The sequence below is a fragment of the Desulfitibacter alkalitolerans DSM 16504 genome (assembly GCF_000620305.1).
GTDB lineage: Bacteria > Bacillota > DSM-16504 > Desulfitibacterales > Desulfitibacteraceae > Desulfitibacter > Desulfitibacter alkalitolerans.
In genome coordinates this window covers 268,485-284,126 of record NZ_KK211102.1, presented here as the reverse complement: position 1 = coordinate 284,126, position 15,642 = coordinate 268,485, and the positions used below count along the sequence as shown (strand labels likewise).

18 protein-coding genes are annotated in these 15,642 nt (G+C 35.0%); 16 read left to right on the top strand and 2 right to left on the bottom strand.

Annotated features, from left to right (window positions below; genetic code table 11):
• Nucleotides 1-174: 174 nt before the first annotated feature.
• Nucleotides 175-1,578, bottom strand: a complete 1,404-nt coding sequence (dnaA, locus tag K364_RS0115660; protein ID WP_028308798.1) for a chromosomal replication initiator protein DnaA — start codon at nucleotides 1,576-1,578, stop codon at nucleotides 175-177.
• Between the two features lie 525 nt (nucleotides 1,579-2,103).
• Here dnaA and rpmH point away from each other — a divergent pair.
• The 10 genes from rpmH to K364_RS0115610 all read left to right on the top strand — a co-directional run bounded on the left by rpmH (nucleotide 2,104) and on the right by K364_RS0115610 (nucleotide 10,179).
• Complete coding sequence (gene rpmH, locus K364_RS0115655; protein ID WP_028308797.1) at nucleotides 2,104-2,238, top strand: 50S ribosomal protein L34; 135 nt, start codon at nucleotides 2,104-2,106, stop codon at nucleotides 2,236-2,238.
• Between the two features lie 144 nt (nucleotides 2,239-2,382).
• Nucleotides 2,383-2,661, top strand: coding sequence for a ribonuclease P protein component (gene rnpA, locus K364_RS24465; protein WP_084295945.1), 279 nt, complete (start codon nucleotides 2,383-2,385; stop codon nucleotides 2,659-2,661).
• Nucleotides 2,661-2,867 (top strand): membrane protein insertion efficiency factor YidD, encoded by a 207-nt coding sequence (gene yidD / locus K364_RS0115645; RefSeq protein WP_028308796.1) that lies wholly within the window; start codon nucleotides 2,661-2,663, stop codon nucleotides 2,865-2,867. The genes rnpA and yidD overlap by 1 nt, the downstream gene beginning before the upstream one ends.
• Before the next feature lie 91 nt (nucleotides 2,868-2,958).
• Nucleotides 2,959-3,642, top strand: coding sequence for a YidC/Oxa1 family membrane protein insertase (locus K364_RS0115640; RefSeq protein WP_028308795.1), 684 nt, complete (start codon nucleotides 2,959-2,961; stop codon nucleotides 3,640-3,642).
• Nucleotides 3,639-4,259, top strand: coding sequence for an RNA-binding cell elongation regulator Jag/EloR (jag, locus tag K364_RS0115635; RefSeq protein WP_028308794.1), 621 nt, complete (start codon nucleotides 3,639-3,641; stop codon nucleotides 4,257-4,259). Before K364_RS0115640 ends, jag begins: the two co-directional genes overlap by 4 nt.
• Nucleotides 4,260-4,378: 119 nt before the next feature.
• The gene (gene mnmE / locus K364_RS0115630; protein ID WP_028308793.1) at nucleotides 4,379-5,767 is read left to right on the top strand and encodes a tRNA uridine-5-carboxymethylaminomethyl(34) synthesis GTPase MnmE; all 1,389 of its coding nucleotides are present in this window, start codon (nucleotides 4,379-4,381) and stop codon (nucleotides 5,765-5,767) included.
• Nucleotides 5,768-5,778: 11 nt separating this feature from the next.
• Nucleotides 5,779-7,665 (top strand): tRNA uridine-5-carboxymethylaminomethyl(34) synthesis enzyme MnmG, encoded by a 1,887-nt coding sequence (gene mnmG, locus K364_RS0115625; protein ID WP_028308792.1) that lies wholly within the window; start codon nucleotides 5,779-5,781, stop codon nucleotides 7,663-7,665.
• Nucleotides 7,658-8,386 (top strand): 16S rRNA (guanine(527)-N(7))-methyltransferase RsmG, encoded by a 729-nt coding sequence (rsmG, locus tag K364_RS0115620; protein WP_035269722.1) that lies wholly within the window; start codon nucleotides 7,658-7,660, stop codon nucleotides 8,384-8,386. Before mnmG ends, rsmG begins: the two co-directional genes overlap by 8 nt.
• A gap of 142 nt (nucleotides 8,387-8,528) precedes the next feature.
• Nucleotides 8,529-9,290: a ParA family protein gene (locus K364_RS0115615; protein ID WP_035269910.1), complete on the top strand. Its 762-nt coding sequence runs from the start codon at nucleotides 8,529-8,531 to the stop codon at nucleotides 9,288-9,290.
• Nucleotides 9,283-10,179, top strand: coding sequence for a ParB/RepB/Spo0J family partition protein (locus K364_RS0115610; RefSeq protein WP_028308789.1), 897 nt, complete (start codon nucleotides 9,283-9,285; stop codon nucleotides 10,177-10,179). The genes K364_RS0115615 and K364_RS0115610 overlap by 8 nt, the downstream gene beginning before the upstream one ends.
• Nucleotides 10,180-10,264: 85 nt before the next feature.
• On the opposite strand, the gene K364_RS0115605 is transcribed toward K364_RS0115610, so the two are convergent.
• Nucleotides 10,265-10,489: a hypothetical protein gene (locus tag K364_RS0115605; protein ID WP_028308788.1), complete on the bottom strand. Its 225-nt coding sequence runs from the start codon at nucleotides 10,487-10,489 to the stop codon at nucleotides 10,265-10,267.
• An 801-nt stretch (nucleotides 10,490-11,290) separates the two neighbouring features.
• On the opposite strand from K364_RS0115605, the gene K364_RS0115600 reads away from it, so the two are divergent.
• The 6 genes from K364_RS0115600 (at nucleotide 11,291) to K364_RS0115575 (ending at nucleotide 15,633) form a co-directional block, all read left to right on the top strand.
• Nucleotides 11,291-11,980, top strand: a complete 690-nt coding sequence (locus K364_RS0115600) for a DUF554 domain-containing protein (protein WP_028308787.1) — start codon at nucleotides 11,291-11,293, stop codon at nucleotides 11,978-11,980.
• Between the two features lie 91 nt (nucleotides 11,981-12,071).
• A complete protein-coding gene (locus tag K364_RS0115595; protein ID WP_051534136.1) occupies nucleotides 12,072-12,578 on the top strand; it encodes a DUF4446 family protein in 507 nt (168 codons plus the stop codon).
• 14 nt (nucleotides 12,579-12,592) lie between these two features.
• Nucleotides 12,593-13,570, top strand: a complete 978-nt coding sequence (locus tag K364_RS0115590; protein ID WP_028308785.1) for a M23 family metallopeptidase — start codon at nucleotides 12,593-12,595, stop codon at nucleotides 13,568-13,570.
• A gap of 11 nt (nucleotides 13,571-13,581) precedes the next feature.
• Nucleotides 13,582-13,950: a bactofilin family protein gene (locus K364_RS0115585; protein ID WP_028308784.1), complete on the top strand. Its 369-nt coding sequence runs from the start codon at nucleotides 13,582-13,584 to the stop codon at nucleotides 13,948-13,950.
• A 144-nt stretch (nucleotides 13,951-14,094) separates the two neighbouring features.
• Nucleotides 14,095-14,919: a phosphosulfolactate synthase gene (gene comA / locus K364_RS0115580; RefSeq protein ID WP_242841721.1), complete on the top strand. Its 825-nt coding sequence runs from the start codon at nucleotides 14,095-14,097 to the stop codon at nucleotides 14,917-14,919.
• 48 nt (nucleotides 14,920-14,967) lie between these two features.
• A complete protein-coding gene (locus K364_RS0115575) occupies nucleotides 14,968-15,633 on the top strand; it encodes a phosphohydrolase (protein ID WP_084295943.1) in 666 nt (221 codons plus the stop codon).
• The last annotated feature ends 9 nt before the right edge of the window (nucleotides 15,634-15,642 follow it).

Sequence of the window (15,642 nt, the reverse complement as noted above, 5' to 3'; positions counted from 1 at the left end):
ACTTAACCTCCCAAATATAATTATAATATATATAATAAATGATACTTTATATAGTAGTAACAGTAGTAGGGTCTGTGAAGTTGTGGAAAAGGATTGAATGTTTATTTACTCAAACTACTTTGGCAATGGATAAAGGTGTTTATAAACCCTTACTTTAGTTACTAGTTGTCCACATTAAGATAGGAGTGATTCTTTTAATTTTTTAATACAATCTTGTAATTCTGTATCATTTTGCAATTCATTTTCGATTTTTTCTTGCGCATGTAAAACAGTAGTATGGTCCCTACCACCAAACCCTTCTCCAATCTTTGGTAGAGAGTTATCTGTAAGTGCTCTGCATAAATACATTGCAATATGGCGTGGATAAGATATGTTTTTTGTCCTTTTTTTACCCTTTATTTCATTTACTTTTACATTAAAGTGCTGGGCTACAGTTTCTTGGATAAGGCTAATTGTAATTTTTCTGTTTTTATCAGTGGCAAAAATATCCTGCAGAGTCTTTTCTGCTAATTCAGAATCAATTTTTTTACCTTCAATAGCAGCATAGGCAGCTATTGTGCATAATGCGCCCTCTAATTCACGAATATTAGATTTAATTTTTTTTGCTATAAACAGCAAAACTTCGTCAGGCAAATCTATGTTTTCCTGTCTGGCTTTTTTGCTAAGTATAGCTATTCTAGTTTCTAGATCAGGAGGTTGAATGTCAGTAATTAATCCCCATTCAAATCTAGATCGAAGTCTGTCTTCAAGTGTAGGTATTTCCCTTGGGGGTCGATCGCTTGAAATAATTATTTGTTTATTGGCCTCGTAAAGGGAATTAAAAGTATGGAAGAATTCTTCTTGCGTTCTTTCTTTACCGGCTAAAAACTGAATATCATCTATTAATAAAACGTCAATATTTCTATATTTATTTCTAAATTCTACAGTTTTGTCATCCCTAATAGATTTAATAAGTTCATTAGTGAAGGTTTCAGAAGAGACATAAAGTATAATAAGATTTGAATAAATTGAAAAAACCTTGTGACCAATTGCATGCATTAAGTGGGTTTTTCCTAAACCAACACCACCATATATAAAAAGAGGATTGTATGATTTAGCTGGTGCTTCTGCAACTGCTAGAGCAGCAGCATGGGCAAAACGATTGCTGTCACCTATAACAAAAGAATCAAATTGATATTTTGGATTTAAAAAAGATAGTATGCTGTTATTTGTAGACTTGCTGATATTAAAACAATTACTTTCAGAGGATATTTTATCGTCTGAGTTTGTGGAAATATAGTCTTCGTCTACCTGTAATTTTTCATTATTATTTACGTATGTTTCTATTTCTGAGGGCAGATAAAAATAAAGATCAATATCCTTATTTACAATTAACTGCAGGGTATTTTGAATAATGTTATAATAACGACTTTGCAGCCAATCCTTTGCGAATTCATTTGGTACAGATACTATCATAACGTTTGAATTGAAATAAGCTAAATATGTAGATTTTAACCAGGTTTCAAAGGTTGGTTTGCTAAGCTCAGCGCTTAAAATGTCCAAGGTTTTGTTCCATATTTTATCCAGCGACTTATCCATCAAATACCCTCCCAAAAGAAATTGTGTATAAAATTGTGGATAACTTACTAATAGTTATAAGTATTGAGCCACAAAGGTTTAGTAAAAATAAAACAAAATTTATGAATAAAATATATATGATATTAACAATGTTATCCACAGCTTAAAAGACTAGAAAATAAAACAAATGTGGTGAATAAAGAATAAAGATGTTTGATTTGATGTGAATAAAAAGATCTAGCAGGGAAAAGCTATAAAGAATGTGAAAAACTTAACTTCCAGTAGTGAATAGAATACTCATGAGAAAGAGAAGTGAATGCTGTGAATATACTATCAAAAATTATCCACAACTTCAATATAGAGATGAGTATAATAATAGGATAAGATGAAGAATATAGAGAGATTGCGGAAAAAATTATCTTTTTTCAATTATATACTCTTTTTTTTGAATTTACTATATCAATCCTTGACAGTTAATAAACTGTGTCCTATAATTTTAATACGTGTGTAGTTACTAAGGTATTTGGTATAGAAGGGGGTTTTGACTTGAAAAGGACCTATCAACCCAAAAAGCGCAAAAGAAGTAGAATTCACGGGTTTTTAAGTAGAATGTCAACAAAGGCTGGTAGAAATATTATTAGAAACAGGCGCCGTAAGGGAAGAAAAAGTTTAAGTGCTTAATAAGGCCGCTTTATGTGGCCTTTTTAACTTCTATTGATTAGAATTAAACCTATAGGCAATACTAAAGCTAGTAAAAAATGTTAAAAATGGTGGTAAAATGCTGCAAAAAAAATATAGACTAAAAAAAAAAGTGATTTTAAAAGAATCTACACACAAGGAAAAACCATTGTTGGTCGGTCAATAGTTATTTATTATAAAAGGTCAGATAATTTGAGAATAGGCTTTAGCGTTTCTAAAAAAATCGGCAATGCAGTTGTTAGAAATAGAATAAAAAGATTATTAAGAGAGATATGCAGAAACAATATGTTTTTATTTCCACCTAATCACGACTTTATTTTTATTGCAAGACCAAAAATAAAAGGATTTTCCTATCACCAGGTCGAAAGAGAAGTAGTTGGGAAATTAAAAGAGGTAAAACTGTGATGGTAAAGCTATTAATTAGCATAGTAAGGCTTTATCAAAAATATCTATCTCCTTTATTTGGGAGGAGATGTAGATTTTATCCAACATGTTCCCAATATACTATTGAGGTTTTACATAAATATGGACTAGTTGTTGGCCTGTTTAAGGCAGTAAAACGGATAATAAAATGCAATCCATTTCATCCTGGGGGATATGATCCAGCCTAGTTCAAAAAATAATCTGGATTTAAAAGTTTTCACTCTACAGTTTAGAGGGAGGTGAACCTGACATATCTGATAAGTCAGAATGCAGGGAATAATGGGTACATTAGAAAGATTTATTTCACAGTCAATTCAATTTTTTTATGAAATTACTCTATCTTTAGGCTTTCCTAGTTATGGAATAGGCATAATCCTATTTACAATTGCAATTAAATTAGTATTAATGCCCTTAACAGTGAAGCAGGTAAGAGCAATGAGGGTAATGCAGGAATTACAGCCTGAGGTTCAGGAAATTCAAAAGAAACACAAAAGTAATCCCCAAAAATCCCAACAGATGATAATGGATTTATATAAAAAGCATAATGCGAATCCATTTTCTGGTTGCTGGCCTATTTTAGTGCAAATGCCAATTCTATTTGCGTTGTTCAAGGCTTTAAGAGTATTTTTCGATCCAGAGTTAGCCCCAGAGTATGTAAACTTGGCACATGCTGGTTTTCTATGGGTGCCTAATTTAGGAATGCCAGATCCCTATATACTTCCTGTAATGGTTGCTTTGGGAACTTTTCTTCAGCAAAAGGTTACCATGAGTGCTGCTACCCTTGAACAAAATCCTAGTCAAAAGGTTTTGTTATACTTTATGCCATTATTTATAGGTTGGATTAGTAGAACCTTTCCGGCAGCATTAGCTTTATACTGGTTAATGTACAGTGTTGTTGGTATTTTTGAGCAGTTGCTGTTAAAACGTTCTGCAGCTAAAAAGGAGGCAGTTGGTTCCAAATGATAACAGTGGAAACTAGAGGGAAGACTATTGATGAAGCTATTGAGAAGGCTCTCAAGGAACTGCAGACTACCAGAGAAGATGTTAAAATTGAAATTCTAGAAGAGGGAAGCAAAGGATTTTTTGGTCTTATCGGTTCTAAAGATGCCAAAGTTAAGGTAACAAAAAATGTTGATCCTATTGAATTAGCAAAGGATTTTTTAACCTTTGTAACCAGGAAAGTAAAGGTTGATGTACAGTATGAAGTTGAGAATAGACAAGATCATATCTACATCAACATTAAAGGTAAAAATATTGGCATATTGATTGGACGAAGAGGTGAAACATTAGAATCACTTCAGTACTTAACAAACCTGGCAGTTCAGAAAAAAGTTGAAGATCGTATTAGAATAGTCTTAGACATTGAGGGTTACAGAAGCAGACGAGAACAGACACTAGTAAAGCTTGCCAATAGATTATATGAAAAGGTTAAAAAAACACACAAGAGTATAGTTCTTGAACCTATGAATCCCCATGAAAGAAGAATAATTCATACTGCTTTACAGAATAAAAATGATATCCAAACTTATAGTGAAGGCGATGAGCCGTATCGTAAGGTAGTTATTAGCTTAAAAAGATAGAACATAAACCCAGTGATGGAATTGCTGGGTTTTCTTATATATGTTTTGTGTATAATATATAAAAGGCTCGTATTACACTCTTAGATTCAAAACAGAAAATACTAAAGTGGTGATGAAAAGTGCATTACATAGACGACACAATTGCAGGAATTGCTACACCTCCTGGTGAAGGAGGAATAAGTATCATTAAAATTAGCGGGGTTAAGTCATTAGAGCTTATAAAAGAAATTTTTGTAACAAAAGCTAATAAGTATCTAGATGAATTACTGGACAGACATTTCTATTTAGGCAAGGTATATGATGGAGCTCAATTAATTGATGAAGTTATGATGGTTGTAATGTTAGGTCCAAATACCTATACTGGAGAAGATGTGGTAGAAATTCATTGTCATGGCGGTGTAATAGTTACGAGAAAAATACTAGACCTTGTATTAAAAAAAGGTATTAGAATGGCAGACCCAGGGGAGTTTACAAAGAGGGCATTTTTGAATGGAAAAATCGATTTATCCCAGGCAGAAGCTATTATTGATATAATAACAGCAAAAAGTGATAGAGGTTTGAATTCAGCTGTTAAACAGCTTGGTGGGGGTTTAAAAGAAGCTATAAACGTAATAATTGAAAAGATTGAGAAGGTTTTAGCTAACCTTGAAGCAGAGATAGATTTCCCTGAAGAAGACATAGAAACCATGAGCATAGATGAAATAGAAAATTTAATTGATGAAGCTATACTGAATGTAGAAGCTTTAATTAAAGAAGCAGAAGCAGGTAGAATTAGCAGAGAGGGAGTAAATACTGTAATAGTAGGCAAACCAAATGTGGGCAAATCCAGCTTACTAAATGCCCTTGCCCGCCATGAGAGGGCCATTGTAACTGATATACCTGGAACTACCCGTGACATAATTGAAGAAAGCATTCAGATTAAAGGTGTACTCTTTAGAATTAATGATACTGCTGGATTTCGGGACACACAAGATATTGTAGAAAAGATTGGACTTGAAAAAAGTCAAGAGCTGTTATTAGAGGCAGACCTGGTATTATTTGTCATAGACGATACTCAACGATTAACAGAGGATGATTATAGGCTCATTGATAAATTAGCGGTTATAGACAAGAAGTTACTTGTGATAATAAATAAAATAGATTTAAGAAGGTTTCATTTAAGAGATGAAATTTCAAAACTACTTCCATCAGCAAAGATAATAGAAATATCTGCTCTGGAGAAAACAGGTATTAATCTTGTAGAAGAAGAGCTTGTTAATATGGTTTTTAAAGGAGAGGTAGTACAGAACCAAGACTATGTAATAACAAGAACAAGACATAAAAATGCCTTAATAAATGCAAAAAAACACCTACAAGAGGGTAAAAAGACAATAGCAGCTGGCTTCACTGGGGAGTTTTTAAGCATAGACCTAAAGGATGCATGGATGGCATTAGGCCAGATAACTGGAGATACCATTGAAAAGGATATTATGGATAAAATCTTTAGCGAATTTTGCATAGGAAAATAGGAGTGGGACAAATGGTTAGTAACTGTGACGAATATGATGTTGTTGTAATTGGGGCTGGACATGCTGGATGCGAGGCAGCTCTTGCAGCAGCAAGAATGGGATGTAAAACTCTTGTAACAACAATTAGTATGGAAAACATAGCCTTAATGCCCTGCAACCCAGCAATAGGTGGTCCTGCCAAGGGACATCTTGTAAGAGAGGTGGATGCATTAGGCGGTCAAATTGGAATCAATACAGATCAAACCTTAATTCAGGTTAGACTATTAAATACAGGCAAGGGTCCAGCTGTTCAGTCCTTGCGGGCTCAATCAGATAAGGAGTACTATCAATCCATGATGAGGTATGTTCTGCAATCCCAGGATAATCTGGATGTAAAACAAGCGGAAATAGTTAGAATTCTATACAAAGGCAGCAGCATTTATGGTGTGGAAACACGGACAGGTATCAAGTATTATGCAAAATGTGTTGTTGTTACAACTGGTACATATATGGAAGGAAAAATTTTTATTGGAAGCTCCAATTGGGAGGCAGGGCCTAATAATATTCTCTCATCAAAGGGCTTGAGCAGTTCTTTTAAAGAGTTGGGGTTGAAGTTTGGAAGATTTAAAACGGGCACACCACCCAGGGTTGACAAAAGATCAATAAACTTTACTAATTTAAATGAACAAAAGGGTGATACAGAAAGGCTAAATTTTTCCTTCATGACAGAAGCCCTGGCTAGACCAAATATCTCTTGTTGGCTTACTTATACAAATGAAGAAACCCATTTAGTTATCAGAAATAATTTGCATAGATCCCCTTTATATGAGGGCATGATTGAAGGAGTTGGCCCAAGGTATTGCCCTTCTATTGAAGATAAAGTAGTGAGGTTTTCTGATAAACCACAACATCAAATTTTTCTTGAGCCTGAGGGACAAAATACCTTTGAATATTATGTGCAGGGCTTTTCTACTAGTCTGCCAGAGGATGTTCAAATTGAGATGCTGCATACAATAAAGGGTTTAGAAAATGCAAGAATAATGAGACCTGGTTATGCAATAGAATATGATTATATTGACCCAAAACAGCTTCAACTCTCCCTTGAGACCAAGGATATTAATGGGCTGTTTTTTGCCGGCCAAGTAAATGGCACCTCTGGTTATGAAGAGGCTGCTGCCCAGGGATTAATTGCCGGTATCAATGCAGCAAGACTTGTTCAGAATAAGGAACCTATAGTACTCTCACGATCTCAGGCGTATATTGGAGTACTTATAGATGATTTAGTAACAAAGGGAATAAATGAGCCTTATAGAATGTTAACTTCTAGAGCTGAATATAGACTCCTATTAAGACAGGATAATGCAGATTTAAGACTAACTGAGATAGGATATGAAATTGGAACAGTTAATCAGGAAAGATATACTAGATTTCATAAGAAACTAGGGGATATGGAAAGGCTTAGAAACTATTTACAAAGCACTTATGCCCTCCCTGGTGATGAAAACCTTAAGCTGCTTTTAGAAAATAGAGGAAGCACTCATATTAAAAATAAAATTACACTGGAAGAATTGCTAAAGCGTCCAGAAATAAAGCTAGAGGATCTAGAGGCAGTCTATGCTATGGGAACCACTGAGTTAGAAGCGGGCAAACAGGTTGAAATCCAAATAAAATATGAGGGATATATTAAAAAACAACAAAGCCAGGTAGAAAAGTTTGAAAAACTTGAAGGCAAACTTATTCCCAGTGATATTGATTTTTTACAAATAAAAGGCCTGAGGAAGGAAGCCCAGCAAAAGCTGACTGAGGTTAGGCCAAAGTCAATAGGACAGGCCTCTAGAATTAGCGGTGTTAATCCAGCTGATATTAATGTTCTTTTAATTTACCTAGAACAAAGAAACAGGGGAAAAGCACATGAATGAACAAATACATCGGGAAATATTAGCTAAGGGGTTAAGAAATCTTAAAATAGATTTTGATGATCAGATTGTTAGAAGCTTTCTGCGTTATTTAGAACTTCTCATGCAAACAAATAAAGAATTCAATTTGACATCAATAACTGATCCCGAAGAGGCAATTTACAAGCATTTTATAGACAGCTTAACTGTAATTCCCTTTTTGCCAGAGCAAAACAATCAAAAAACTATAGATATTGGAACAGGTGCGGGTTTTCCAGGCATACCAGTAAAAATCATCAAGCCCAATCTAAAGGTTACCCTGGTTGATTCCACCAAAAAAAAAGTTAATTTTTTGAGAGTTATATGTGATGAGCTTAAGCTGAAGGATGTAGAATGTATTCATGCAAGAGCTGAAGAATTGGCCAGAAATACTAAGCATAGAGAGATATATGATATAGCATTGTCCAGGGCACTAGCTCCCTTGAATCTTTTATTAGAGCTCTGTCTGCCTTTTGTTAAAGCAGGAGGAACCTTTATAGCTTACAAAAGCAAGGAGGCTCATAATGAAATAAAAAAGGCTGAGAGAGCTTTAGAGCTTCTCGGAGGCAGGATATTGAATGTGAAAAAATTAGAGGTTCCTGGAATTGAAGGAGAGAGAAATCTAATATTCATTAAAAAAATGACATGTATTTCATCTGCCTACCCCAGGCGGCCAGGTATTCCCCAAAAGAGGCCTATTGAATAAATAATTTAGAATGAAGAGTGAGGGTGTTATCAAATTAATTGATAGCATCTTTTTATTTTTTAGGTGCAGGACTCTGGTCATTTCATGTTGAATATCAACATAGTAACCAACTAGAATATCTGCCAAAAGTGAGGTGAATTTAATTGGGGTAATATATGCAATAGCAAATCAAAAGGGTGGTGTTGCTAAAACCACCACAGCTGTTAACTTAAGCGCATGTTTGGCAGAGGCTAACAAGAAAGTATTATTAATTGATATTGATCCACAGGGAAATGCAAGCAGCGGATTAGGCGTTGACAGGTATGCTATTAGGCAATGTATTTATGATGTGCTGGTTAATGAAGTTCCAATTCATGAGGTGATTTTAAAAACTGACATTTCTGGACTAGATATTTTACCAGCCACCATACAACTAGCAGGAGCTGAAATTGAGCTTGCAAATTCCGTATCAAGAGAAATTAGACTCAAAAGTTCATTAAAAAATATTAAAGAGCAGTACGATTATATTTTTATTGATTGTCCTCCTAGTTTAGGATTACTCACCCTTAATGCTCTTACAGCTGCAGATGGAGTGATAATCCCTATTCAATGCGAGTACTATGCCTTGGAAGGATTGGGTCAATTAATGAATACAATTAATTTAATTCAAAAGCATTTAAATACCCAACTAGAGATATCCGGTATTGTGTTAACCATGTTTGATGCTCGCACAAACCTGTCAATTCAGGTTGTAGATGAAGTTAAGGAACATTTTAAAGGAAAAGTTTTTAGTACTATTATTCCAAGGAATGTTAGACTTAGCGAAGCTCCAAGTCATGGGCAGCCAATTACAAGATATGACATAAAATCCAAGGGAGCACAGGTATATATTGATTTAGCAAGGGAAGTGATTGAAATTGACTAAAAAAGGTCTAGGAAAGGGACTAAAAGCTTTAATTCCCCCTGTTCCGCTTGCAGATGATGAAAATAAGGATATTCAATGGATTGATGTAACATATATTCAGCCTAATGAAAACCAGCCTAGAAGAAACATTGATAAGGAAAAATTAGCGGAGCTGGCTGTATCAATAAAAGAGCATGGAGTTGTGCAACCCATTATAGTGAGAAAATTAGCCGAGAATAGATATGAAATTGTAGCAGGTGAAAGAAGATGGAGAGCTTGCCATCTAGCTGAAATAAACAGAATTCCGGCGATTATTAAGGATTATACTTCCCAGCAGGTTTCAGAAATAGCTCTTATTGAAAATATTCAAAGGGAAGATCTTAACCCTATTGAAGAGGCATGGGCATTTAAAACTTTGATAGAGGAATATAGCCTAACCCAGGAAGAACTAGCAAGAAAAGTTGGTAAAAGCAGACCTTACATAGCCAATTCTTTAAGATTGCTTAACCTTCCAGGTGAAATAAAGAGTTTATTATCAGAAGGCAGACTTACTACTGGACATGCCAGGGCCCTTTTGTCCATTGAAGATGAGGAACAACAAAAGTCTATGGCCTATAGAATTATTGATGAAAAGCTATCAGTAAGACAGGTTGAAGAAATTGTTGCTCAAACTCCTCTAGAGTCACAGGTGCCTGGTGAAAATGGCACACCCACTTCCACAAAACAAAAAAGTAAAAACACGAAAATTGATCCAGTGATAAATCAAATTGAAGATAGGTTGCAGACTCACTTTGGGACAAAAGTACAGTTAAAGTACCAAAAGGGAAAGGGTAAAATAGAAATTAATTATTATTCAGATGAGGAATTAGATAGATTGGTGGAAATTATATTAGATGAGCATTCTGCCTAAATATACTTGCTTTTAAATTAAAAAAGAGCTGTGCAAAGCAGCTCTTTTTTAATAAATTTCTCTCACAAAACCTTGCATAGATGTTTCACGTGAAACATCCTCTTATTCGGTATTCATTATTTTTAAAAATATAGTGTTTACTTCTTTTCTCTACAATAATCTTAACAATCCTGTCTGGCTGCAGGTCATTAACAGTAATTTTATTTACTTCAATAAAATCTAATGAAAAAGACTTGCTTTCAACTTTATTACATCCATAAACTAAGAATATAATAATAAATAGTGCAGCAGCCCACAGTTTAACCTTCATACTCTTCCCTCTTAAAATCTTAGTAGTTTTAAAAAAATAAGTTAATCTCCTTTAGCGTTTTATTGTATAAATAGACGATGAGAAATATAAAAGGTTTATCTGATTTGCTTTGCTTGAAAAATAGCTATTTGCATTTTTAATATGAAATTTGTGGTCTATAATAATCGAAACTTGCCAGGTCTTTACCATTGTTTAATTTAGTTTAGATCTTGAGATTTGCCCTAAAGCAACTTTATAAAGTATTTTTCCTTATAAGTATCGGACATGCATGCCGATACGCTGCACCACTTATGAATGAAGAATTATATTTTAAGGATAAAGAGCATACTTTATCAAATACAAGGATATTGCTGAAACTTAACCTTGTGGCTTATAGAAGTATTTAGAAATTTTAAGCTTGATATTTGTCATTTCAGAGTTCAGCATGAGCTAGGCTACTGGCAACTTGGATTGGACCTCGGTTTTACATTGCTATAATAGCCAATACAAGAGCTAAGCAAGTCTTTTTTACACTGCTAGAAATTATAAGTTCCATAAGGGAAATAGTGGTCGAATAAAACGCAGCGTCTAAGCTGCATAGCCGACATTAGAACGTCCTGTTGGTTATTCACTAGACTAAGCCTTACGCCAGCGTCAAACTCTTAAATCTCACGTGACACATTTCCTGACCTTTTATGGGCTTTATCAGGTTAGTAGATTTAGGGAAATGTTTCACGTGAAACATAAAATTTGATAGAGAATAAGCCGATTATGTGATAAACTACTTAAGTGCTGTTTTATATTATGTGGAGGGATGCTGTAATGTGGGGCACTGTTGTAAATTCATTTGCCATTGTTTTTGGTACAATAATTGGAATGTGGTTCGGGAGAAGGTTTTCTGAGAATATTAGAAAAATGATTATGCAGGCCATTGGTCTTGGCATAGTTTTAATAGGTTTAAAAATGGCTATAACTAGCGAACAGTTAGTGTTTGTGTTGATTAGTATGGTTTTAGGTGCCTGGCTAGGGGAGTTTTTAGATATTGAAGGAGCGTTACATAAACTAGGCTTAAAAATACAACAAAAGGCTGGAAATCTTAATGGTGGAAGCAATATTGCTCAAGCCTTTGTTACTTCCACCCTGTTATATTGTGTTGGTGCAATGGCTATAATGGGAGCCATTGAGAGTGGGCTTACTGGAAACCATGATACACTTTACGCAAAATCATTAATAGATGGTATAACTTCAATTATGCTGACTACCACCATGGGTATAGGGGTGATTTTTTCGGCTGTTTCAGTATTTATTTATCAAGGTGCAATAACCTTGGCGGCATCATATTTAGAGACTCTATTAACTATTCCTGTTGTAAATGAATTAAAGGCTGTTGGCGGATTAATTATTCTAGGCATTGGTCTAAATATTTTAGAAATAACTAAAATAAAAGTAGGCAATCTTTTGCCTGCAATATTTTTTATTGTTATTATTATGATTTTTGTTGGAATGGTATAGCCATTATATTAATTATTTTTTGCTATATTAAAAAGGAAAATTGTAATAAGCGTTGAATACTATACATTGGCACTTTTTAAGGGGGTCTACTATGGCAATTAATTGGTATGGCATACATTTGGATACAACAACACATATTTATATAACCTTAGCTTTAATCATAGTTATAGCCTTACTATTGATATGGCAATTAATTATTACATTTAAGTATTTGAAGTTACGTAAAAAATATAATACTTACATGCATGGTTCTGATGGAAGAAGCATGGAACAAAAAATTGATGCTTATCATAATGACTTTAATATGCTTAATAGCACTATCAAAGATCTGGACAAGCAGCTAAGTGAACTAAATCGTAAAAATATGCGTAATTTTAATAAGGTTGGTTTTGTAAGATTTAGTGCGTTTTCAGAGGTTGGTAGTGACTTAAGCTTTGCAATAGCTCTAATGGATAGCTATAACAATGGCTTTGTAATTAGCTCTATTTACGGAAGAGATGACAACAGGTTTTATGCCAAACCTTTAGAAAATGGAAAGTCAAAGTATAGACTTAGTGAAGAGGAAGAGTTGGCGATAAGTAGAGCTCTGGAAAGTTAAGGTGGTGAAATGGAATGGGTACATCCAAAAGTAAGCTTAAGAAAAAAAGATACTTTACCATTATGCTTATACCCCATAGCCAGAAAAAAATTAACCAGTTTAAAATTCCAATATGGGCATTAGCTTGTATTATTACACTTTTTACCGTAATTACCTGCTCCCTTGTGTATTTTGCTGTTGATTTCAAGGCAGCTAAAGAGGATCTTGATAGGTTAAAGCATGTTGAAACAGTAAATCAAGTTCAGGCTAAAAAGATTGCTGACCTAATTGAAAAAACAAGGAACATGGAATCCAAGATTGCAGATATAGAGCTGCTAGATAGACAGGTTAGAGAGCTGGTAGGACTGGAAAGTGATGAGGAAAAGGAAATACAGCTGCAAGATTATCATTCTCCTATTTCCATGCAGCCCGAATTTAGTTTAGCTATGATACCTAGGGGTGGAGTTTCAAGAGGCCAGGTGAGTAGGCTTTATGAAAGCAATATGGACCTTCTAGAGATGTTAGACAAAGATTTAACCATGCTGGATCAAATAGTAGAAATGAAAGAAGAGGGTCTAGCTCAACTGCAGGTAGAGGTTAGTGACCAACTGAAATATCTTGCAGCCAAACCTGACAGATTGCCTGTAAATGGACGGATCACGTCAAAGTATGGATACAGGAGCTCTCCTTTTGGGGCAGGTAGGAGAGAGTTTCACGATGGCATTGATATTGCCGCAGCACATGGTACATATATTAGAGCAGCTGGTGATGGCAGGGTAATTTTTTCCGGATGGGTACCTGGATACGGACGAATGGTAAGCATATCTCATGGATATGGATATGTAAGTCATTACGCTCATAATTCAGTTAACCTGGTTAAGGTAGGCCAAACTGTAAAAAAGGGCGATAGAGTAGCAAGGGTAGGAACTAGTGGCAGATCAACTGGGCCCCATGTTCATTTTATGATCGATCAAAATGGTAAAAGAATTAATCCTCAAAATGTTCTTAAATAAAGGGTGATTAAATGTTTAGCAAAAAAGAAACAGTAAATATGGATAAAGTGGATACCATTGTAGGAAAGGATACGAATTTTCAAGGTAATTTGAAGGCTCATGGCACCTTAAGAATTGATGGTAAGGTTGAAGGAGAAATTGATTGCCAGGGAGACGTTGTTATAGGTGAAAATGGCTTCGTGGCAGCAGGATTAAAGGCAAGAAATCTCTTGGTTGCTGGGGTTATTAAAGGTAATGTAAGTGTTTCCGGTAAACTTGAGATTGCTTCTTCCGGAAAGCTAGAAGGAGATATATCTACTGGTTCTCTTATTATAGATGATGGTGCGGTATTTCAAGGGTCCTGCCAAATGGCAAAAACCACAGGGCATGACAAAAAGTAAAGCATATTAAATATCTGAGATGACCATCCCCTTTTCCCAAGGTGGTCATTTTTTATGCACATTTTCCCTTTGGCAGCATACATTAAATGCAGAACTAAATCTACTGGTAGTATGTAAAAATCTTTATTGGGGGAGATGAGGCAATTGAGTATAAGGAGAGAAGGCTGGGATGGAATAGTTGAATTTCCACTATCAGAAAGAAAGCAAAAGCCCAGGGAAAATGGCTTTACCATGATAATTGATAAGGGCCTGGGGTTATCTGAACTAGCAGATACACTTGAAACCTCCGGACAGTATATTGATTTTGTTAAACTAGGCTTTGGAACATCTGCACTCTACACAGGGGATGTACTGCAGAAAAAGATAAAGCTGGTAAGATCAATGGGAATAGATATTTATCCCGGTGGAACTTTCTTGGAAGTGGCTGTACTACAGGGTAAACTAGATGTGTATTTGGAAAAGGCAAAAAGTTTGGGTTATAGTTGTATTGAGGTATCTGACGGGACTATTAATATGAGCAGAAGTGTGAGAAAAAGTGCAATAGAAAAAGCATTAGACATGGACTTTAAAGTATTAAGTGAAGTTGGGAAAAAAGACGCCCGTGATGAACTGTCAAATACCGATATTTTAGAACAGATAAATCTTGATATTGAATGGGGGGCACACAAAGTTATTGTTGAAGGGAGAGAATCAGGCAAGGGTGTAGTAATCTATGATGAACAGGGTAAAATAAGAGAAAAGGAATTAGAAGGAATTTTAAATTCCATTTCAGATGTAAATAAGATTTTATGGGAAGCTCCTCAGAAAAACCAACAACAGGAATTGATAATTAGACTAGGAACTAATGTTAATCTAGGTAACATACATCCCGGAGATGTCATGTCATTGGAGGCTTTAAGGGTTGGACTGAGAGGAGATACCCTAAGAAACTATATTATCTCCAACAAACTACATGCTATATCCAGTTGATGGGACAGTTTCAAAAGCAGAAGATAAGAAAAGGGTTGGTAAAGGTTAATGATGAATTTTCAGACAGCAGTTTGTAATGATTCTAGTATAAATACCTATCTTAAAAATTGCCACGAGTTTTTAGGAGAAATGGGTGCTTTAGAGCATAGTCAACGGCATGCAGAGATAGTTTCCCAAAGGACTATCGAAATATTAAGGGGTCTAGAATTTGACGAATATACATGTTGTTTAGGTCAAATAGCAGGGTATTTACACGATATTGGCAATATAGTTAACAGGTATGAACATGGAAGGGCAGGCTCATTTCTTGTCCTGCCCTTTTTAAAAAAAATTAACCTTGACGAGGTTGGGATATCAGTAATTCTAGGAGCCATTGGCAATCATGAAGAAAATAGTGGAGGATTTTCCGTCAATTCAGTATCAGCGGCTGTACTCATTGCTGATAAATCTGATGTTAATAGGGAAAGGGTTAGAAAGGCAGACATATCAACTTTTAAACCTAGGGACAGGGTAAACTATGCAGTGGAACAGACCCAATTAACAGTAGATAAAAGTAAAAGGTTAATTACCTTAAGCATTTTGATTGATCAGGAAATATCCTCAGTAATGGGATACTTCGAGATTTTCATTACTAAAATGGTCCTGTGTAGAAGGGCTGCCGATTATCTTAAATGTTCCTTTGAATTAATAATAAATGATACTAAAGTATTGTAATAAAGGTGC

Bases quoted from the DNA above. Each gene is read 5' to 3' on its own strand.
- dnaA (WP_028308798.1), bottom strand. From the start codon at position 1,578: ATGGATAAGTCGCTGGATAAAATATGGAACAAAACCTTGGACATTTTA.
- yidD (WP_028308796.1), top strand. From the start codon at position 2,661: ATGGTAAAGCTATTAATTAGCATAGTAAGGCTTTATCAAAAATATCTA.
- K364_RS0115640 (WP_028308795.1), top strand. From the start codon at position 2,959: ATGGGTACATTAGAAAGATTTATTTCACAGTCAATTCAATTTTTTTAT.
- jag (WP_028308794.1), top strand. From the start codon at position 3,639: ATGATAACAGTGGAAACTAGAGGGAAGACTATTGATGAAGCTATTGAG.
- mnmG (WP_028308792.1), top strand. From the start codon at position 5,779: ATGGTTAGTAACTGTGACGAATATGATGTTGTTGTAATTGGGGCTGGA.
- rsmG (WP_035269722.1), top strand. From the start codon at position 7,658: ATGAATGAACAAATACATCGGGAAATATTAGCTAAGGGGTTAAGAAAT.
- K364_RS0115605 (WP_028308788.1), bottom strand. From the start codon at position 10,489: ATGAAGGTTAAACTGTGGGCTGCTGCACTATTTATTATTATATTCTTA.
- K364_RS0115600 (WP_028308787.1), top strand. From the start codon at position 11,291: ATGTGGGGCACTGTTGTAAATTCATTTGCCATTGTTTTTGGTACAATA.
- K364_RS0115595 (WP_051534136.1), top strand. From the start codon at position 12,072: ATGGCAATTAATTGGTATGGCATACATTTGGATACAACAACACATATT.
- K364_RS0115590 (WP_028308785.1), top strand. From the start codon at position 12,593: ATGGGTACATCCAAAAGTAAGCTTAAGAAAAAAAGATACTTTACCATT.
- K364_RS0115585 (WP_028308784.1), top strand. From the start codon at position 13,582: ATGTTTAGCAAAAAAGAAACAGTAAATATGGATAAAGTGGATACCATT.
- K364_RS0115575 (WP_084295943.1), top strand. From the start codon at position 14,968: ATGATGAATTTTCAGACAGCAGTTTGTAATGATTCTAGTATAAATACC.